This is a genomic window from Mesorhizobium sp. 2RAF45 (genome assembly GCF_052115225.1).
In the GTDB taxonomy this organism is placed as follows: Bacteria; Pseudomonadota; Alphaproteobacteria; order Rhizobiales; family Rhizobiaceae; genus Mesorhizobium; species Mesorhizobium jarvisii.
On the sequence record NZ_JBFRGG010000002.1, the window covers coordinates 602858 to 622543 of the forward strand.

The 19686-nt window shown below is 64.8% G+C and carries 19 protein-coding genes; 10 read left to right on the forward strand and 9 right to left on the reverse strand.

The window, feature by feature from the left end:
- Nucleotides 1–14: 14 nt before the first annotated feature.
- Nucleotides 15–986, reverse strand: coding sequence for a cation diffusion facilitator family transporter (locus AB4Z43_RS07790; RefSeq protein ID WP_441936774.1), 972 nt, complete (start codon nt 984–986; stop codon nt 15–17).
- 10 nt (nt 987–996) lie between these two features.
- Nucleotides 997–1683 (reverse strand): GNAT family N-acetyltransferase, encoded by a 687-nt coding sequence (locus AB4Z43_RS07795; protein WP_027047365.1) that lies wholly within the window; start codon nt 1681–1683, stop codon nt 997–999.
- 83 nt (nt 1684–1766) lie between these two features.
- Between AB4Z43_RS07795 and AB4Z43_RS07800 the strand changes: the two genes are divergently transcribed.
- Both AB4Z43_RS07800 and AB4Z43_RS07805 read left to right on the forward strand, forming a co-directional pair.
- Nucleotides 1767–2951, forward strand: coding sequence for a pyridoxal phosphate-dependent aminotransferase (locus AB4Z43_RS07800; RefSeq protein ID WP_064980762.1), 1185 nt, complete (start codon nt 1767–1769; stop codon nt 2949–2951).
- A gap of 149 nt (nt 2952–3100) precedes the next feature.
- Complete coding sequence (locus AB4Z43_RS07805; protein ID WP_019861024.1) at nt 3101–3475, forward strand: YciI family protein; 375 nt, start codon at nt 3101–3103, stop codon at nt 3473–3475.
- Between the two features lie 33 nt (nt 3476–3508).
- Here the strand turns inward: AB4Z43_RS07805 and AB4Z43_RS07810 are convergent, their stop codons facing one another.
- From AB4Z43_RS07810 to trhO, 3 genes are all read right to left on the reverse strand, one after another.
- The gene (locus AB4Z43_RS07810; protein ID WP_010911332.1) at nt 3509–4264 is read right to left on the reverse strand and encodes an SDR family oxidoreductase; all 756 of its coding nucleotides are present in this window, start codon (nt 4262–4264) and stop codon (nt 3509–3511) included.
- 300 nt (nt 4265–4564) lie between these two features.
- Nucleotides 4565–5305, reverse strand: a complete 741-nt coding sequence (locus AB4Z43_RS07815; protein WP_019861027.1) for a tellurite resistance TerB family protein — start codon at nt 5303–5305, stop codon at nt 4565–4567.
- A gap of 117 nt (nt 5306–5422) precedes the next feature.
- Nucleotides 5423–6352, reverse strand: coding sequence for an oxygen-dependent tRNA uridine(34) hydroxylase TrhO (gene trhO, locus AB4Z43_RS07820; RefSeq protein ID WP_202361718.1), 930 nt, complete (start codon nt 6350–6352; stop codon nt 5423–5425).
- A 191-nt stretch (nt 6353–6543) separates the two neighbouring features.
- On the opposite strand from trhO, the gene AB4Z43_RS07825 reads away from it, so the two are divergent.
- Nucleotides 6544–7182 (forward strand): 2-dehydro-3-deoxy-phosphogluconate aldolase, encoded by a 639-nt coding sequence (locus AB4Z43_RS07825; RefSeq protein WP_027047366.1) that lies wholly within the window; start codon nt 6544–6546, stop codon nt 7180–7182.
- A gap of 12 nt (nt 7183–7194) precedes the next feature.
- Here AB4Z43_RS07825 and AB4Z43_RS07830 read toward each other — a convergent pair whose 3' ends face one another.
- On the reverse strand, nt 7195–7941 hold the full coding sequence (locus tag AB4Z43_RS07830) for an SDR family NAD(P)-dependent oxidoreductase (protein ID WP_441936778.1): 747 nt from the start codon (nt 7939–7941) through the stop codon (nt 7195–7197).
- A gap of 130 nt (nt 7942–8071) precedes the next feature.
- Here AB4Z43_RS07830 and AB4Z43_RS07835 point away from each other — a divergent pair, with 130 nt between their 5' ends.
- Nucleotides 8072–8965 (forward strand): AraC family transcriptional regulator, encoded by an 894-nt coding sequence (locus tag AB4Z43_RS07835; RefSeq protein ID WP_202379802.1) that lies wholly within the window; start codon nt 8072–8074, stop codon nt 8963–8965.
- Nucleotides 8966–9064: 99 nt separating this feature from the next.
- Here the strand turns inward: AB4Z43_RS07835 and AB4Z43_RS07840 are convergent, their stop codons facing one another.
- The 3 genes from AB4Z43_RS07840 to AB4Z43_RS07850 form a co-directional block, all read right to left on the reverse strand.
- Nucleotides 9065–9241: a hypothetical protein gene (locus AB4Z43_RS07840; RefSeq protein WP_019861033.1), complete on the reverse strand. Its 177-nt coding sequence runs from the start codon at nt 9239–9241 to the stop codon at nt 9065–9067.
- A gap of 178 nt (nt 9242–9419) precedes the next feature.
- Entirely contained in the window at nt 9420–11258 is a 1839-nt protein-coding gene (locus AB4Z43_RS07845; protein WP_244748361.1) for a DUF882 domain-containing protein, read from the reverse strand.
- Nucleotides 11259–11864: 606 nt separating this feature from the next.
- On the reverse strand, nt 11865–13400 hold the full coding sequence (locus AB4Z43_RS07850) for a sigma-54-dependent transcriptional regulator (RefSeq protein WP_069093528.1): 1536 nt from the start codon (nt 13398–13400) through the stop codon (nt 11865–11867).
- 159 nt (nt 13401–13559) lie between these two features.
- Here AB4Z43_RS07850 and AB4Z43_RS07855 point away from each other — a divergent pair, with 159 nt between their 5' ends.
- The 6 genes from AB4Z43_RS07855 (at nt 13560) to AB4Z43_RS07880 (ending at nt 19683) form a co-directional block, all read left to right on the forward strand.
- Nucleotides 13560–15398 (forward strand): M3 family oligoendopeptidase, encoded by a 1839-nt coding sequence (locus tag AB4Z43_RS07855; protein ID WP_441936781.1) that lies wholly within the window; start codon nt 13560–13562, stop codon nt 15396–15398.
- A gap of 360 nt (nt 15399–15758) precedes the next feature.
- The gene (locus AB4Z43_RS07860; RefSeq protein WP_038649407.1) at nt 15759–16526 is read left to right on the forward strand and encodes an NADH dehydrogenase; all 768 of its coding nucleotides are present in this window, start codon (nt 15759–15761) and stop codon (nt 16524–16526) included.
- Nucleotides 16527–16683: 157 nt separating this feature from the next.
- Nucleotides 16684–17841 carry an aminodeoxychorismate synthase component I gene (locus tag AB4Z43_RS07865; protein WP_420871156.1) on the forward strand — a complete coding sequence of 386 codons (1158 nt, stop codon included), beginning with the start codon at nt 16684–16686 and terminating at the stop codon, nt 17839–17841.
- Nucleotides 17790–18452, forward strand: coding sequence for an aminotransferase class IV family protein (locus tag AB4Z43_RS07870; protein ID WP_019861040.1), 663 nt, complete (start codon nt 17790–17792; stop codon nt 18450–18452). The genes AB4Z43_RS07865 and AB4Z43_RS07870 overlap by 52 nt, the downstream gene beginning before the upstream one ends.
- Before the next feature lie 14 nt (nt 18453–18466).
- On the forward strand, nt 18467–18754 hold the full coding sequence (locus tag AB4Z43_RS07875; RefSeq protein ID WP_441936784.1) for a YciI family protein: 288 nt from the start codon (nt 18467–18469) through the stop codon (nt 18752–18754).
- Nucleotides 18751–19683, forward strand: a complete 933-nt coding sequence (locus AB4Z43_RS07880; RefSeq protein ID WP_019861043.1) for a heme-dependent oxidative N-demethylase family protein — start codon at nt 18751–18753, stop codon at nt 19681–19683. The genes AB4Z43_RS07875 and AB4Z43_RS07880 overlap by 4 nt, the downstream gene beginning before the upstream one ends.
- Nucleotides 19684–19686 lie beyond the last annotated feature (3 nt).

The window sequence follows — 19686 nt, forward strand, 5'->3', positions numbered from 1 at the left end:
GTTACCGACCGGGCTTAGTGATGGTGGCTGTGATGCGCGGCCGCATCGTGCTCATGCTCATGATCGTGGTCGTCGGCCTCGTCGGCGCATTGGCCGAATTCCGGTTCCACGGTGGCATGGCTGATGCCATGCTGGCTGGCAAGCCGCTTCTTGATGGCGCTGACGGCCTGATGGGCGTCGAGGCCCTCGTCGAGGCAGGCATGCAGCGTCGCCATGGTGCTTGTCCCGTCCAGCGACCAGATATGCATATGATGCACCTCGCGCACGCCCTTGACCGCGCTCTGGATGTCCGTGGCGATCAGATCCCGGTCGAGGGTTGGCGGCACGCCTTCGAGCAGCACATGGGCTGCGGCGCGCATCAGCGACCAGGCCGTCGACAGGATCAGCAGCGAGACCAGCACCGACAGGATCGGGTCGATCGGCGTCCAGCCGGTCGCCAGGATGACCAGGGCCGCCACGATTGCCGCTGCCGAGCCGAGCAGGTCGCCCAGCACATGCAGGATGGCGCCGCGCATGTTGAGGCTTTCGCGGTCGCCGCCATGCAGCACCAGGAAGGAGCTGATATTGACCAGCAGGCCGAGGATCGCCACCACGAGCGTCGGTCCGCCCAGCACCGGCGCCGGTGTGAGCAGGCGCTGCCAGGCCTCGTAGACGATCCACAGCGCGATGGCGAAGATGGCGATGCCGTTGGTGTAGGCGACCAATGTCTTTACCCGGCCGAAGCCATAGGTGAGCTGCCCGGTCGCCGGGCGCCCGGCAAGATGGAAGGCATACCAGGCAAGGCCGAGTGCGATGGCGTCGGCGAGCATGTGGCCGGCATCGGCCAGCAGCGCCAGCGATCCGGTGAACAGGCCGCCAAGCGCTTCCGCCACCATGAAGCCCGCCGTCAGGCAGGCGGCGATCAGCACGCGCTTCTTGTCGGTCGCGCCATGCATATGGCCGGCACCGCCGTGATCATGGCCGCTATGGTCGTGGGAATGCGCCAATGGCAAACTCCTAGGCGCCGAAATCCGCGCGAAAATCCTCGAGCCGTCGCTTTTGCTGGCCGGCGCTGTCGAAATTGGCCGGATCGAGCCACGCTGCATAGGCTTTGCGCAGGGCCGGCCATTCCTTGTCGATGATCGAATACCATGCGGTATCGCGGTTTTCACCCTTGACGATGAGGTGTTGGCGGAAAATGCCTTCGAACTTGAAGCCGAACCGTTCCGCGGCCCGCTTCGACGGTTCGTTGCGGTTGTTGCACTTCCATTCGTAGCGGCGGTAACCCAGTTCGTCGAAGATGTATTTCATGAACAGGAACTGCGCTTCCGTCGCGCCCGGTTTGCGCGAGATCAGCGGCCCCCAATAGATGTTGCCGATCTCGATGACGCCGTAGGCGGGATCGATGCGCATCAATGTCTGGCGACCGGCGACCTTGCCGCTGGCCTTGTCGATGACGGCGAAGAACAGCGGGTCTTCGCTCGCCTCGACCTTGTCCAGCCAGGGCTGGAAGGCGGCGCGGGTTTCCGGCGGATAGTCGGGCAGCCAGGCGAAGCGGCCGTCGACATCGGACACGGAAGACGCTTCATAGAGCCCGTCACCGTGCTTTGAGGCGCTCAGCGGTTCGAGCCTGACATAGCGGCCGTCGATCGCCTTGCGCTCGGGTCGCGGGCGCGGTTGCCAATCTTTGAGATTTTCCGACACCGAAGACTCCAATCCGTTTGACTTTTGCGGGCCGAAGCTCACAAAAACGCAACCCCACAGTAAGAACCACACGGACGGGAAAAATGCTCCACACGATTTCGGCCTTCGACCGTCTCGGCGAGGAAAATGCCTTCGCGGTGCTCGCGAGGGCGACTGCTCTGGCCCAACAGGGTCGCGACATCGTCAATCTCGGCATCGGCCAGCCTGACTTCAAGACGCCGCAGCACATCGTCGAGGCCGCGATCAAGGCGCTGCGTGACGGCCACCACGGCTACACGCCCGCCAACGGGCTTCTGGCAACGCGCGAGGCGGTGGTGCGGCGCACGCTGACCACCACCGGCGTCGAGGTCTCGCCCGAGACGGTGATGATCCTGCCGGGCGGCAAGCCGACCATGTTCGCCGCCATCCTGATGTTCGGTGAACCCGGCGCCGAGATCCTCTATCCCGACCCCGGCTTTCCCATCTACCGCTCGATGATCGAATTCACCGGCGCGGCCCCCATTCCCGTGCCGATGCGAGAGGAAAACGGCTTTGCCTTTTCGGCAGAAGAGACGCTGGCGCTGATCACCCCCAAGACCAGGCTCTTGATCCTCAACTCGCCGGCCAACCCGACCGGCGGCGTCACGCCGCGCGCCGAAATCGAGAAGCTGGTCAAGGGGCTGGAGAAGCACCCCGATGTCGCCATCCTCTCCGACGAGATCTACGACGTCATGACCTATGACGGCGAGACGCATTGCTCGCTGCTCGGCTTCCCCGAAATCCGCGACCGGCTGATCGTGCTCAATGGCTGGTCCAAGACCTGGGCGATGACCGGCTGGCGCATGGGCTGGTCGATCTGGCCGAACGGCGACAAGGGTGCCCATCTCTACGACAAGGTGCGCAAGCTGGCGGTCAATTGCTGGTCCTGCGTCAACGCGCCGAGCCAGTTCGCCGGCATCGCGGCCATCGATGGCCCGCAGGACGATGTCGACACGATGATGCGCGCCTTCGACCGCCGCAGGAAGGTCGTGGTCGAGGGGCTGAACGCCTTGCCCAACATTTCCTGCATCACGCCCAAGGGCGCGTTCTACGCCTTCCCCAATGTCTCGAAGACCGGCTGGAAGGCAAAGAAGCTCGCCTCCGCGCTGCTCGACGACGCCGGCGTGGCGCTGATCGGCGGCCCCGATTTCGGCATTCTCGGCGAAGGCTATGTCAGGCTCTCCTACGCCAACTCCGAGGAGAACATCTTGCGCGCGCTGGAACGGATCGGGGCGTTCCTCGCCAAGTGAGGCTTGGCGTCTGCCGCGCGGGTCGGGATGGTTTGTGGCCGGCTGCCATGGCGGTGTCATGAGCCGTCCGCAGGCAAGCGGCCAAGACTGGGCGTGCATCTCGAGAACGGCTACGGTCCTCGGATAAGGATCGAAGTGAGGTTCCTCGTATGTTTTATGCAATCCTTGCCTATCACGTGGAAGACGCGATCAAGGCGCTGACGCCGCAGGAAGATGCGGCACTGATGGCCGAGTTGCTGAAGATCAACACAAGGCTTCGTGAGGAAGGCACGCTTGGACCGTCTGCGCGTCTGGGGGCGACACAGGATGCCTTCACCTTGCGCGGTCCGGGCGACGGCGTGGTCATCGACGGTCCTTTCGCCGAGACCAAGGAACAATTGCTCGGCCTCTATGTCGTCGACTGCGCCACGCGGGACGAGGCCATCGCGATCGCCCGCGACCTTCGCCGTGTCAATCCGACCGCCGTTTACGAGATCAGGCCCATTCTGCTTTTCAAGCCCGGCGCGCCGCTGGCGGGCAAATGAGCCGGCGGCGGAGGCCCTGCCAGCGTCCGCTGCTCACCCACGCCCGACGAACGGCATCTTGGTTGCCATCACGGTCATGAACAGTACGTTCGCCTCGAGCGGCAGGCTGGCCATGTGGACGACGGCATCGGCGACGTGCTGGACATCCATCACCGCTTCGGCGGCGATGGAGCCATTGGCCTGTGGCACGCCGACGGTCATCGGCTGCGCCATGTCGGTCAGCGCATTGCCGATGTCGATCTGGCCGCAGGCGATGTCGTAGGGCCGGCCGTCGAGCGCCAGCGTCTTGGTCAGGCCGGTGATGGCATGCTTGGTCGCCGTATAGGGCACCGAGCCCGGGCGCGGCGCATAGGCCGACACCGAACCATTGTTGATGATGCGCCCACCCATCGGCCGCTGCTTGCGCATGGCACCGAAGGCGGCACGGGCGCACAGGAACGAACCGGTGAGATTGACGCCGACAATATCGTTCCACACTTCGACCGGGATCTCGTCGATCGGCGTCGACTTGTAACCCATGCCGGCATTGTTGAAGAGCAGGTCGACGCGGCCAAAGGCTTCCGCCACCGTCTCGAACAGATCGTCGACCTCGCCGGCCTTGCTGATGTCGCAGGCAACCGCCAATGCCTTGGCCTCGGTCCGGCCGGCCTCGACGATCGCGGCATCCAGCACCGCCTTGCGGCGGCCGCAGAACACCGTGTTCCAACCGGCCTTGAGCAGCGCCGTGGCGACGCTCTTGCCGATGCCTGTGCCGGCGCCGGTGACGATGGCGGTTCTTTCTTCGGTCATGGCTGATGTCCTCCGGCAGCGCCGAGCGTGCCCGACTGATTTTCAGGATCTGGCTCGGCAGAAGGCATCGCAAATGACGGCAGCGATGGCAAGCGGACCTGCGCGAGCATGCCCTCGAAAAATCATGTCCGGTTTTCGGAGAAAGCCCCGGCATGGGCCGACAAAAAGGGCGGTCATTGGCGACCGCCCTGATCTGAACCGGGCTTGGGAGGAGGAAAAGCCGATCCGACTGTGTAGAATCATGCGCTTCCTGAGTTAACGAAAGGTTAACGCGGAAAGACGGCCTGTCCCGATCTGACCCTACCAGCGTGGATTGGGCGAAGTCCCGGCCTTAGTTGCGGGCACCTTGGCCGCCGAAACCGTCGCCTCGACATGGTCGACCAGCGCGTCCGGCAGGCCAAGCCGGCCGGCAAGCAGGTCGAGATAGCCGCGCTCGGCGCGCGTGTCGGGATCGATGGTGAGACGCGATGCCGTGTAGAGTTCGAGCTTCTGCGCGTCGGTCTTGGCCTCCGCCACCAGCGTGTCGAGGTCGAGCGGCCGCTCCAGCTCCGCCATCAGGAATTTCTCGGCATCGGCGTCGATCCCCGAAAGGCTGAGCTTGCCGGCGATCTTCTTGCGCTCCTCGTCGTCGACATGGCCGTCGGCCTTGGCCGCCGAGATCATCGCCCGCACCAGGGTCAGCGTGAATTCATCCTCGCCCTGCGGCGCCTGCGACGGATGGAAGGCGGTGTCCTTGGGCGGCGGCAGCAATTCCGGTTCGCCGGCGGCGGGCGCCTGCTCCGGGGCGTTGCCGGCCTTGTAGTTCTGGTAGGCCTTGTAGGCGAGGCCGCCGATCGCGGCCAATCCACCCAGCTTCACCGCGGCACCGGTCACCTCGCGGCCGGCCCCTGTTCCAAGCAGCACGGCGGCCAGCGCACCGGCGGCCAGTGGGTTGTCCTTGGCCATCTGCACCGCCTGGCCCGCCTTGTCGCGGACGGTGCCGCTGGTGCCGGGAATTTGCGAGCCGAGCAGATCGTCGAGAAGCTTCTTGGGATCGAACATTCAGTGCCTCCAGCTTTTGCCCGGCCGAACGGGCAGGTTTCGAACGCCGAAGACGTAGGTCCCGAAACCTGACATTGCAATGACAGGCCGCCGCTTTGCCGGGCTCCCTCGCCCGGATCAGGACCCGATATGCGGCCCCTTGCCCCGCGCCTGCGCAAGCTCGACCTGCCGCTGGCGCTCGGCGTAGCGCTGACGGTCCTCGTCGGTGCGGGCGTCGAAGCAATGCGGGCAAGAAATGCCTGCGGCATATCTGGGCGATGCCAACTCACTCGCCGTCAGCGGATGGCGGCAGGCACGGCAGAGTTGCGCGTCACCCTCGGCGAGACCGTGCGACACCGAAACTCGTTCATCGAAGACGAAGCACTCGCCTTGCCACAGGCTCTGCTCCGCCGGAACCTCCTCGAGGTACTTGAGGATGCCGCCCTTGAGATGGAACACATCCTTGAAGCCGAGCGACTTGACATAGGCGGTCGCCTTTTCGCAGCGTATGCCGCCGGTGCAGAACATCGCCACCTTGCGGCCCTCGAGCTCCTCCCGGTGCGCTTCCACCCAGGCCGGGAACTCGCGAAAGCTCGCGGTCGCCGGATCGACCGCGCCCTTGAACGTGCCGATCGAAACCTCGTAGGCATTGCGCGTGTCGATGACGATCGTGTCGGGCTCGGAAATCAGCGCGTTCCAGTCGGCGGGCGCGACATAGGTGCCGGCACTCGCCACCGGGTCGATATCTTCGACGCCCATGGTAACGATCTCGCGCTTCAGCCGCACCTTCATGCGGTGGAACGGCATGTCCGCGGCACTGCTGAACTTGACCTCCAGGCCGGCCAACCCGTCGATGGCTTCGATGCAGTCGATGAGCTCGGCGATCGCTTCTTCGCTGCCGGCGACGGTGCCGTTGATGCCTTCATGCGCAAGGAGCAGCGTGCCCTTGATGCCGCGTCCGCAGCAGAAGGCCGCGAGCGGCGCGCGCAGCGTCTCGAAGGCGTCGAGCCGGGCAAACCGGTAGAGCGCGGCGACGCGGACGGGCTGGGAAGGGTCGGACGGTGTCATTGCCAGAGCAACTAGACGCTCGTAAAAGCCGATTCAAGGCGAAACGGACTTGGGTATCTTTCATGGCCCTGTCGGGATGGAGCCCGTAAGCTGCCTGGCGGCGCGTGACATCGCGACGCGACCGGTTTCGTGGACAGGCAAACACCCGTCTGCTAATCGGTTGAAATCACCCCTTGGCTATGGAGAGGCAGATGCCCAGCAAGACCGAAAAACTCCTGTCGCTCCTCAACGGCCAGCCGGTCATCCCGGTGCTGAAGATCGATGATGTCGCCAACGCCGTGCCGTTGGCCCGTGCCCTGGCACGCGGCGGCCTGCCGGCGATCGAGATCACGCTGCGGACCGCCGACGCGCTGGAAGCGATCCGGCGGGTGGCGGCCGAGGTCGAGGAAGCCATTGTCGGCGCCGGCACCATTCTGGACAGCAGGCAGTTCGACGAGGCGGCCAGAGCCGGCTCGCGCTTCATCGTCAGCCCCGGCATCACCCGCGAGCTTCTGGCGGCCGCCGCCGACAGCGAGGTTCCGCTGCTGCCCGGCGCCATCACGCCCGGCGAGATCATGGCCGCGCGCGAGGCGGGTCTGCGCTTCCTGAAATTCTTCCCGGCCGAGCAGTCCGGCGGCATCGCCTCGCTGAAGGCTTTCGCCTCGCCGTTGGCCGACGTGAAATTCTGCCCGACCGGCGGCATCACCGGCAAGAACGCCGCCGACTACCTCAGCCTGCCCAACGTCATCTGCGTCGGCGGCTCCTGGGTCGCGCCCGACGACATGGTCAAGGCCGGCAAATGGGACGAGATCGAAGCGCTCGCACGCGCTGCCAGCCAGCTCAGGAAATAGCCTGGCCCTCACTCACCAGGGCAACGGACCGTTCTCGTCGAAATAGCCGCCGGTCGGCCCGCCAGCCTCTTGCGTCGCCAGATGCACGATGACCCCGGCGGCCTGCTGCACCGTACGGCCGCCTCTGTGCGCATTGAGGTCCGTCGCGGTGTAGCCGGGAGCGGCGGCGTTGACCATGATGCCGCGCGGCGAAAGCTCCCTGGCAAACGCCACGGTGATGGCGTTGAGGGCGGTCTTCGAGCTGCCGTAGCCCATGACATTGGGCGACTGGATGTTGCCGGCGGCGCGCGCGATCGAGCCGAGATAGCTGACCATGACGATACGGGCGGCCGGCGCAGCCAGGAGCAGCGGCAGGAAGGCCTGGGTGACGCGAACCGGGCCGAAGACGTTGACGTCATAGGTGGCCTGCATGTCGGCGACATCCTCGCGGCTTGGCGGCCGTTCGTAGCGGCCGTCAGGTCCGAGCGCGTCGACATAGCCTGGGGCAATGCCGGCATTGTTGACCAGCACGTCGAGGCTGGAGACCTGCGCCGTCAAGTTTCTGGCCGCCGCCGCGACGCTGTCGTCGCTGGCGACGTCGAGCGCGAGCCATTCGACGTCGAGCCCTTCATTGCGCAACACCCTTGCCGCAGCCTCCCCGCGCTCGGCATCGCGGGCGCCGAGCCAGACCTTGAACCCCATGGCCGCCAGCCGGCGGGCGGTTTCGAGGCCGATGCCCTTGTTGGCCCCGGTGATCAGCGCATTCGTTTTCGTCGTCATGTCCACATCTCCTTCTTTGAAACCCAGACATGACGTGCGCCGGCCGATTTGGCGCGCCGGATACTCGCGTCCTCTTGCCTAATCCTCTCAACCGGTTGCGCGGCCTGCATGGATCGGCAATGCTGAAGACATGGAAGACGCCCTGCAGGAACTGATCGCGATCGCCGGCCGCCATGCGCATGGGCGGCGCACAAAGACGGCCATCCCGCGGGTTACGATCGGCCGCAGCGCGGTTCCGACCCCGCCGCTGCCCGAGCTTTGCCAACCGACGGTGCTGTTCGTGCTGCAAGGTGCGAAGACTGTGCTGATCGGCGACCGCACGCTTCGCTACGGCGCCGGCAGCTATTTCGTCTATGCGGTGGAGACGCCCGCCACCAGCCAGCTGATCGAGGCGAGCAGCGCCCGTCCTTACATGGCCATCGCCTTCGCCCTCGATGTCGAGCTGATCGCCAGCCTGCTTATCGACCACAAGCCGGCGGTCGACGGCGACAGCTTCGTGACCAACCGGCTGGATGACGAACTGCTCGATGCCTGGCGCCGCATGCTGCGGCTGCTCGACCGTCCGTCCGAAATTCCGGTGCTGGCGTCCATGCTCGAACGCGAGATCGCGTTTCGCTTGCTGCAGGGGCCGCAAGGCGCCAAGCTGCGTCAGCTCGCGCGCGCTGACGGCCGCCTGTCGCAGATCCGCCGCGCCACCGCCTGGATACGATCGCACTACAACGAGCCTATCGATGTGACGGAACTGGCCGCGCTGGCCCATATGAGCAACGCTTCGTTCCACCGCCACTTCAAGGCGGCGACGGCCATGAGCCCGATCCAGTACCAGAAGCAGGTCCGGCTGCTGGAGGCGCGTCATCTGCTGATAGCAGAACCGGGCAGCGCCGCGCGTGTCGCCTTTGCCGTCGGCTATGAAAGCGCATCCCAGTTCAGCCGGGAATATGCGCGCCATTTCGGATTGCCGCCGGCGCGTGACGCCGCACGGCTTCTGGCCAGAGGCGAGGCAGCCACGCTGGAAATCGACTAAGGCTCGCAACCAGACCTACGTGCTGCATCAGCTGGCACGAAAAGGCCCGGCCGACTCCCGCCGACCGGGCCAATTCTCCCGGATCCTATCGGTTCCGGATCAGTGGCAGACCCTGACCTTCTCGGTCACCCTGTGATGGTGCACCCAATGCGTGACCAGCCTGGTCCTGCAGTGATGCTTGCCATTCTTGATGATCACGGTTTCGGCTTGCGATGGAGCGATCGCGGCAGATGCTGCAACCAATGCCAGAACTGACGCCAGTAGAATCTTCTTCATGAATATCCTCAGGTTGGAACGCACACACACTAACCCGGAAATGAGGGTGCCGTTCCGGCCTCACGAGAAGTTCAGCCGCGTGTGATGCCCAGCATCACGGCATCGCATCTGCCGCAACCTGAAAAGCAAAAAGCCGCGCCGGTTGCCCAGCGCGGCTTCTGTTTTATCTGGCCAGCAGCTACTTCGTCTGGAAGCGGGCGACCGACAGGAACTTGACGGCGTTGCCGGTGAAGCGGCTGGGATCTGGCGCCTGGGCGTCGGTCTGGAAGCCGGCCGTATAGACCTCGCTCGGCGGCGTATGCACGATGTTGTAGGCATAGCCCGGCGCCGTCGTCGCGCTCGAAACGGTGGCGACGTTGTCGCCGCTGGTCAGCGCCCAGCGGGCGGCCTGGGGCGCCGCGGCGACCACCATGGCCCTGGGGCCCGGCTTCTGGTCGCGAGCGGTGGCCCTGGCTTCCTTGCGGGTTGTCTTCACGCCGGCGCCGATCGCTGCGGCCGGATCGGAACCGGCCGGACGGGCGGCAACGGCCTGGCGCGGCGAGGCGACATCGACGTAAGACGGATCGTTGAAGGCCGAGCGCGGCTCTTCGGAGAGCGACGCAACCTTGTATTCGTCCGCATTGCCGACCTGCTTGTATTCGTCGGCATTGCCGACCTGGGCGTTGGCCTCGTCGAGCACGGCCTTGACGGCGTCCGGCTTGGCCGGCTCGGGCCGCGCAGAGGGTAGCACCGAGAACGCATCCGTCGCGGTCTTGCCCTTTTCGGCCGTATCCGCCAGCGCCATCAGCACATCCTTGCTGGGCGGCGGCGCGAGATCCGCCGGCAGCGTGCGTTCAGGACGCCATGTCGGCACGGGGATATTGTTGACGGCAACCTGCGCCGGATCGGCGGCAGCTGCCGCCGCGAGCGCTGCGGGGTCAGCCTTGCCGAACGGCATGTTCGCCGGCGCCTGCGCGGTCGCCACGGCCTGTTCGGTGGTAGCCGTCGCGTCCGCCATGGCGAACGGAACGTTCTCAGGCTGCGCGCCGACATCGGCCTTCGGCCGCGGCGCGAAATCGGGCAGCGGAATCTCCTTGGCCGGCAGCGCGGCGATGATCGTTTCCGGCGTATCCTTTTCCGGTTCCGGCGCCTGCTCGTCGGCAATCTGCGGAACGTTGGCGCGCTGCGCATTCTCGGGCGCCACGATGGCGATACCCGGCAGGTTGCCGCTCTTGGCGGTCGCGGCCGGCTTCAGGTTTCTGGGCTTGGGCGCAGGGGCGGCCGAAGCGGTCTCGACATCGGCGCTGTCGTCGGCTTCGTCGTCGCCGCCACCGCCGAACAAAGCGGAAAGGAAGCCACCGGATTTCTTGCCGCTGCCGCCAGCACTCGCAAGCTCGACATTGGGCGTACCAGCACCCTTGCGTGCCTTGTAGGCGGCCATCGCCTGCTCATAGCCGGGAAGCGGACGGCCGTCGCTCGGCACATGCAGCGTCTTGCCGTTGGGGAATAGGCTGACCAGTTCCTGGCGGCTGATGCCGGGCCAGTGGCGCACATTGCCGACATCCATATGGACGAACGGCGAACCGGAGGTCGGGTAGTAACCGACGCCACCGCCCTGCATCTTCAGGCCGATGTTGCGCAGCTTCTTCAGCGGCACGCCGGGAATATAGAAATCCATCGCCTTGCCGAGCATATGCTGGCTCTTCTCGGCGACACCGCGGCTGCGGCTGCGCAGCATCGAATTGGTCGCCGGCGAACGGTAGCCGCACACAACCTGGATATAGTCGGTGGCGCCGCTTTCGCGATAGGCCTCCCAGACCAGGTCCAGCAAGCGTGGATCCATCTTGGTCGGTTCATTGCGGCGCCAGTCGCGCAGGATGATGTTGATCTTGCGCAGGCCCTCGGGAACGTAGCGGCCGTTGCGCTTGTAGACGATCTCGGCCTTTTCGTGCGTGTGCAGGTGATAAAGCTTCAGCGTACGTGTTTCGGCGCTGGCGCCGGTGGCCGCCGCGGCAACAAAACCAAAAGCGACAATCACCGCTGCCAGCCATCTCGGCCAGACGCTCAAATGATCATGACGCCCGTTTTTGAGTCGTTCGATTCTGTTCAAATCAAAAGGCCTTGCAGGCTGCCGTTTGTCCCCGGATTTGCCCAAACGGATGTGTCGTTTTCACATCCGAATATCGATCCTAATGGTTAATCATCGCTTATTGAAGCCGAAATGCGGTAACACCATGGCGATATCCCGTCAAAAATTGTTCACAAGGTTTCTTGGTAAACCGCTGGTTTAGATCAGGATTCCGGCTTTGGCCGAACACGATCTGTTACCGTTAGCGTTAATGCGTGAACAGAGCTGTCCACAGGCATGCCATATTCCAGACGAAACCCCGATAGAGGGCCAATCCTGCCATTGCAAGCTGGTCCCGGCCTTGTGCCGGAAACGCGAACCTGGTTTTTGGAAGAGATCCAGCGCTCCCAAGTTGTGTTGAGATCCAGGTCAGGCCGAGCCGAAAACGGTTGATACCGAGAACCGGAGCGGAGCATACTTTTCGTAGGTGAGCACAGTTCTACTGCGACGCAGTAGAACGGGGAAGCGCAGGAAGCCGCCGTTTGCAGGCCGGCCTCACCTGAATATCAACGCACCTTAGGAAGCGAGGCGGTCGACACGACCCGTCTCCGGGTCGATGCCGTATTCCTTGAGCTTGCGGTACAGCGTCGAGCGTCCGATGCCGAGGCGGCGGGCGACTTCACTCATCTGACCGTTGTAGTGGTCGATGGCGAGCTTGATCATCTCGAGTTCGACATCGGCCAGCGCCCGCACATTGCCGCGTTCGTCGAGCGCCCGCAGCGTGCCGAATCTGGGCTGAAGCAGGGTCGGCCGATCCTGCTCGGCGGCTGGAGCGGCATCGCCGACCAGGTCCCCCTCATCGCGGAGTTCCGGAGGCGATGACAGGCGAGGTGCCGTGTCGTCCGTTTCGAGATTGACCGTGCCTTCCACCTGCGCGCGGATCTGCGGAAAATCATCGACATCGAGCACATCGCCTTCACACAGCACCGAGGCGCGGAAGACGGCGTTTTCGAGCTGCCTTATGTTGCCGGGCCAGTCATAGGCCTCCAGCACGGCAAGCGCTGCCGGCGAAATGCCTTGCAGGCGATGGCGCGGGTCGGCGGGCGCCACCTTTTCCATGAAATGCGTGACCAGATGCGGAATGTCGTCGCGGCGGTCGCGCAGCGGCGGCACGAAGATCGGGTAGACGTTGAGCCGGTAGAACAGGTCCTCGCGGAACTTGCCGTCCTTGACCTGCTGCAGGAGGTTGCGATGCGTCGCCGATATCAGCCTGATATCGACCTTGACGGTCGAACGGCCGCCGACCGGATCGACCTCGCCCTCCTGCACGGCGCGCAACAGCTTGACCTGCACGTCGAGCGGCAGGTCGCCGATCTCGTCGAGAAACAGCGTGCCCGAATGCGCTTCGACGAACTTGCCGGTGTGCTTGTCGGTGGCACCGGTGAAGGAGCCCCTCTCGTGGCCGAACAGGATCGATTCGACCAGATTGTCGGGAATGGCGCCGCAATTGACGGTGACGAAGGGTTTCGAGCGGCGGTCGCCGCTGCCCTGAATGGCGCGCGCCACCAATTCCTTGCCGACGCCGGATTCGCCTTCGATCAGGATCGGGATGTTGGATCCGGCCGCTTTCTGTCCGAGGCGTATCACCCTGTCCATGGCCGGGCTGTGGGTGATCATGTCCCTGAACGTCAGCAATCCGCCGCGCTTGCGCGACGTGCGCTTGACCTCGCCCTCGACCGCTTCGACTTTCAGTGCATTGGCGATCGAGGCCTGAAGCCTGTCGGGTGACGCCGGCTTGACGACGAAATCGAAGGCGCCGTGGCGCATCGCCGACACCACGGTGTCGATGCCGCCCTGGGCGGTCTGCACGATGACCGGGACGGTGATGTCGCGTTCGCGCATCGCTTTCAGCACGCCGATGCCGTCGAGACCGGGCATGACCAGGTCGAGAATGACCACGCAGATGTCGCGGGCGCCAGGCCCGTCGAGCGCATCGAGGCCAGCCTCGCCGCCGTCGACGACGATTGCCGTGTGGCCGAACCGCGTCACCGCCGCCTCGAGCAGCCGGCGCTGCACGGGATCGTCATCGACTATGAGTATGGAACCTGTCATGACTGTCTTGAACTGCCCGCGCCCGAAATCCCCATGGATCATCTTGGCACAGGGTTCTAAATAAGGTTTCAAAAAACCCGGTGAACGAATTCCTTACGATTTGACCGGCTTGCCTGATCCCCTTGATTCTGACCTCATATTTCACAGAAGGTATTGTCGATGCGCATGATGTTTGGTCGGCGGCTTGCGGCACCGGCGTCCGGTCAGGGCGCGGCCGAGCTTGGCGATCTGCCGGAATGGAACCTTGCCGACCTCTATGCCGGCATGGAAGCCCCGGAACTGAAGCGTGACATCGCCAGGGCAGCCGCCGACGCGATCGCTTTCGAGACCCGCTGGAAGGGCACGCTCGCCGCCGAGGCCGGGCGCGGCGGCGCCGGCAAGCTGGGCGAGGCGCTGGTCGCCTACGAGGCGCTGGAGGAGCTGATCGGCCGCATCGTCTCCTATGCCGGCCTCGTCTATGCCGGCAACACCGCCGATCCGCAGCGTGCCAAGCTCTATGGCGACATCCAGGAGAAGATGACCGACGCCAGCGCGCATCTCCTGTTCTTCGCGCTTGAACTGAACCTGATCGACGACGACGCGATCGAAAGCGCGCTCACCAGCGATCCCGCTTTCGGCCACTACCGGCCCTGGGTGCTCGACCTCAGAATGGACAAACCCTACCAGCTCGAGGACCGCGTCGAGCAGCTTTTCCACGAGAAGTCGATCACCGGGCGCGGCGCCTGGAACCGCCTGTTCGACGAGACGATGACCGACCTTCGCTTCGACGTCGACGGCGAGGAACTGACGCTGGAGCCAGCCCTCAATCGCCTGCAGGATGCCGATGGCGAGGTGCGCCGCCGCGCCTCCGAGGCGCTGGCCGCGACCTTCCGCAGGAATTTGCGCACCTTCACCCTGATCACCAACACGCTGGCCAAGGACAAGGAAATTTCCGACCGCTGGCGCGGCTTCGAGGACATTGCCGGTTCCCGCCATCTCGCCAACCGCGTCGAGCGCGGCGTGGTCGACGCCCTCGCCACCGCGGTGCGCGAGGCCTATCCGCGCCTGTCGCATCGCTACTACGCGATGAAGGCGCGCTGGCTCGGCATGGACGTGATGAACCACTGGGACCGCAACGCGCCGCTGCCGGAGACGCCGCAATCCGTGATCGGCTGGGACGAAGCACGCAACACCGTGCTGTCCGCCTATCAGCGCTTCTCGCCCGAGATGGCCGAGATCGCGCGCACCTTCTTCGACCGCAACTGGATCGACGCGCCGGTGCGCCCGGGCAAGTCGCCAGGTGCCTTTGCCCATCCGACCGTGCCGTCGGCCCATCCCTATGTGCTGCTCAACTACATGGGCAAGCCGCGCGACGTGATGACGCTGGCGCATGAACTCGGCCACGGCGTGCACCAGGTGCTGGCCGCCGGCCAGGGCGCGCTGATGGCCTCGACGCCGCTGACGCTGGCCGAGACGGCGTCGGTCTTCGGCGAGATGCTGACCTTCCGCTCGCTGCTCGAGCAGACCACCGACCGGCGCGAGCGCAAGGCCATGCTCGCCCAGAAGGTCGAGGACATGATCAACACGGTGGTGCGCCAGATCGCCTTCTACGAATTCGAGCGCAAGGTGCATGCCGAGCGCCGCAACGGCGAACTGACATCCGACAGGCTCGGCCAGTTCTGGCTGGAAGTGCAGGCCGAAAGCCTCGGCCCGGCGATCAAGCTGCGCGAGGGTTACGAGGTGTTTTGGACCTACATCCCGCACTTCATTCATTCGCCGTTCTACGTCTATGCCTATGCGTTCGGCGACTGCCTGGTGAACTCGCTCTACGCCGTCTACCAGAACGCCGAGCGCGGTTTTCAGGACAAGTATTTCGAGATGCTGCGCGCCGGCGGCACCAAGCATCATTCGCAGCTTCTGGCGCCCTTTGGCCTCGACGCCACCGATCCCGCCTTCTGGCAGATCGGGCTCGGTGTCATCAGCGGCCTGATCGATGAACTGGAAATGCTCGACGGCTGAGACGCTCTCGCTTGCAAAGAACAGTTTAGCCGGAATGCATGTTGGAACGGCACTGTTCTTTCGCTAAATATTTGTTCTTGAAGAACTCTAGGCGGAAGTTTTTCCCATAGCTTTCCACAAGCTCTATGATAGCCTTCGCCGCAAGCTCAGCCGGAGCCTATGCGGATCGGCGAGGGAGAATCTCAGCCGGTCCTGACGCTCAGGCGAACGCGACAACGGCCGTTGGCCATGGGCTGGAGAAGCCGATCGCCGACAGCTCGAACCGAAGCCGGCTGTTCTGCGAACCCGCGGAACCATCACCGAGTAGTCCATCGCCGAAGGTCATGACCCACGGCAGACGGATCTGACTGGAGAGAGACAATGGGCACTTTTTTCTACGTGGTCCTGGCGTTCCTTGTAGGCGTTTTGGTTGGCTGGTTCATCTGGGGTCGCCTGCGTGGTGAGCTCGACAGTTTGCGCGGCGACCTCGACCGCACCCGCGGCGAGCGCGACAAGCTGCGTGCCGACAGCGATCGCCTGACCGGCGAACTCAATGCATGCGGCAAGACCCGCGCCGACCTCGAGCGCCAGTTGCGCGACGCGCAGACGGGTGGAGCAAAGGCCGCCAGTCAGCCGCCGGCCGCCCTGATGTCAACGCCGGCGGCAGCCAAATCCGCTCCGGCGGCGGCCAAGGCTGCGCCTGCCAAACCAGCCGCGAAGGCGGCGCCGGCGAAGGCTGCCGCCGCCAAGTCGGCTGCACCGAAGCCCGCGGCCGCCAAGCCCGCCGCGAGCAAACCTGCTGCCTCCACGGCTTCGGCAGCAAAGAGTTCGGCCGCGCCCAAGCCGGCAGCCGCCAAGAAGGCCGCCCCGGCGGCAGCCAAGCCTGCGGCTGGCAAGCCCGACAATCTGCGCCGGCTGATCGGGATCGGCCCGGTCAACGAGAAGCTGCTCAAGGCGCAGGGCGTCACCACCTTCGCCCAGATCGCCGCCTGGACCGCAGCCGACATCAAGCGGATCGAGGACGTGATGAACTTCGACGGCCGCATCGCCCGCGAACGCTGGATCGACCAAGCCAAGCTGCTCGCGGCCGGCGACGAGAAGGAATTCGCCAAGCAGTTTCCGACAGCCGGAACCGCCAGCAACACCTGAGCGGCAAAGGCAGATCATCAAGCCGGCGGGGCCACAGGCCCCGCTGATTTCTTTTTGGCAGGCAAGGTCGCCACGAGGTCGGCTTTGAGGGGCAAGGTGCCGTTCCCTCGATTGCACGCGAGCGGCCCCCCATATAGAGCGATCGACGGCTTCATCGATCCTGGTCCCCATGTCCCTGCCCGCCGCCATTTTCCGCAACGACGAAAGCGCGCGTCAGCTCGTATTCGACCGGCCGGCCGATATCATCGTGGCGCATGAGGCCCGGGATTTCCAGGCGGCGCTGGAAGCAGCGCAGGCCGCGCACGACGCCGGCAAATGGCTGGCCGGCTATTTCTCCTACGAGGCCGGTTATCTGCTCGAGCCGAAACTCGTTCCGTTGCTGCCCAAGGGGCGTCGCGCGCCGCTGATCTGCCTCGGTGCTTTCGATGCTCCGGTCGAAGAAGCGGTGCCGCCACGCAACGCAGCAGCCCCGAACGGCCCGATCTTCGATGCGCGGGCGGCCTGGTCATTCGAGGACTATGAGAAACGCTTCTCGCGGCTGCACCAGCACATCAGGCAAGGCGATTGCTACCAGGGCAACCTGACCTTTCCGGTGCAGGCGCAATGGTCGGGCGACCCGCTTGCCGCCTTCGATGCGCTGACCGAACGCCAGCCGGTGAAGTACGGCGCGCTGGTGACGCTGGGCGATCCCATCGTGCTGTCGCGCTCGCCCGAACTGTTCTTCGAGATCAATGCGGCCGGGATGATCGAAACGCATCCGATGAAAGGCACGGCCCCGCGCGGCGCGACCAAGACCGAGGACGAGCGGCAGAAGACCTTCCTGCGCAACGATGAGAAGAACCAGGCCGAGAACCGGATGATCGTCGACCTCCTGCGCAACGATATCTCGCTGATCAGCGAGGTCGGCACGCTGGAAGTGCCGGAACTGTTCCGCATCGAGAGCTTCCCGACCGTCCACCAGATGGTGAGCGACGTCAGGGCGAAGCTGCTGCCGGGTCTCACCATTCGCCAGGTGTTTGCAGCACTGTTTCCCTGCGGCTCGATCACCGGCGCGCCGAAGATTCGCGCTATGGAGATCCTGCACGATCTGGAGAGCACGCCGCGCGACGTCTATTGCGGCGCCATCGGCTGGATCGCACCGGGGGGCACGATGCGCTTTTCCGTGGCGATCCGTACCATCTCGCTCTTTGCCAGCGGCGAGGCCGTCTACAATGTCGGCGGCGGCATCGTCTTCGATTCGACGCCCGAGGAGGAGTATCAGGAGTGTCTGCTCAAAGCCCGCTTCGCGACGGGGACACCGCCGATTTCGAGCTGATCGAAACCATGCGCTGGCAGCCCGGGACGGGCTTCCTGCGCTTCGATCGCCACCTTGCACGCCTCTATGGCTCGGCGGCGGAGCTCGGCTTCGCCTGCGATCCGCAACGGATAGCCGAGGTGTTGAGCGACGCCCTTGATGGCGCCCGAACCGCCATGCGCACGCGGCTCGCTTTGGCGCGCAACGGCGACGCGACGGCCTCGGCACAGCCCTACGAACCGCTCGCCGCCGACAAGGTCTGGGTGCTGCGGCTGGCGCGGACGCGGCTCGACTCAGGCAATACGCTGCTGCGCCACAAGACCAGCCGGCGCCAGCTCTACACCCATGCCCGTTCCGAGTATCTCGTCACCCAGGCCGACGAGGTGATCCTGGTCAATGAGCGCGGCGAAATCTGCGAAGGCACCATCACCAATGTCTTCGCCGATTTCGGCAACGGCGTGCTGGCAACGCCCCGGCTCGATTGCGGCCTGCTGCCTGGCGTATTGCGCGCCGAGCTTCTGGATGAAGGCCGGGCGGAAGAAGCAATCTACAGCTACGACGATCTGAAGTCGGCCAAGGCACTCTTTGTCGGCAATTCGCTGCGCGGCTTGATTCCCGCAAAGCTTGTGTGAACCAGGATAACGCCATGTTCGTCGTTTCGCTGAACTACAAAGTGCCCCTGACCGAGATCGACCGCTTGCAGGCGGCGCATATCGAATGGCTGAAGGGCTGCTATTCGGATGGTATATTCGTCGCCTCCGGGCCGAAGAAACCGCGGACCGGCGGCATCATTATCGCGCAATGCCCGCGCGAGATCCTCGATGCCAGGCTGGCTGCCGACCCCTTCGCCAAGGCCGGCGCCGCGGACTACGAGGTCACCGAATTCCTGGCCAGGATGACCGCCACCAGTCTCGACGCTCTTAAGGAAGCATGAGTTTGGTCGAGGCCCTGCCCACTCATACCCCTTATGACGGCTCGTCGAAGCTGTTCAACATCGGGCTGAAGCCGCTCGAGCCGGCAAACTGGATCGAGGTCGACGGCCATCTTCTGCCTTATCTCGCCGAGAAGCGCCGGCTTTATGCTGAAATCCCCGACCGGGTTTTCGTCGAGGAGGACGGCACGCGGGATGCCCAGCGGGAAGTGCTCGACTTGCTCGGCGCGTATTTGCCGGAGCGATTTCCGCGCACCCATCGCCGCACCGATGCGGGCATCGCGGTGGTGGGCGCCGCGAACCACCCTGCTCTGCCTTCGGATCTTGCCGACGCGCCGCTGGTCGCGGCCTCGCTGCTGGTCCAGGAAGACCTGATCCTGATGCGCCGCGACGACAGCGGCTGGCGGCTCGCCGCCGGCTCGCTGTGCTTTCCTTCGTCCTGGTCGCTGCTCGAAAAATTCGGCAAGCCGCTGCAGCAAATCCACGAGCCCGTGCCCGGTTTCGGTCCGGGCACGCGTCCCGCCGAACTGATCAACCGCATGTTCGACGGCCTGCAGGGACAGGCGGTCGAGCGCTTCAACTGGTCGATCCAGGCCGACAATGCGCTCTACCATCCGCTGTCCAATGTCGAGCGCATCGACCGCGCCACCAACCGGCCGACACGCTTCCCCGACGGTGACGTCGAGGCGCACGCCTTCATCCGCGTCGAGCGGCAGACGCTGCGCAAGCTGCCGTCCTCACGCGACATCCTGTTCACCATCCGCATCCATCTCGACCCGCTCGCCGTGCTGGCGCGGCACCCGGACCGGGCGACGCTCGCACTGTCCTTTGCCGCCCAGCTCGAAGCGCTCGATCTCGATCAGCTCGACTATAAGGGCCTGACATCGGACCGCGACCGGCTGATCGAACATCTGAAGACGATGACGCGCTAAGCC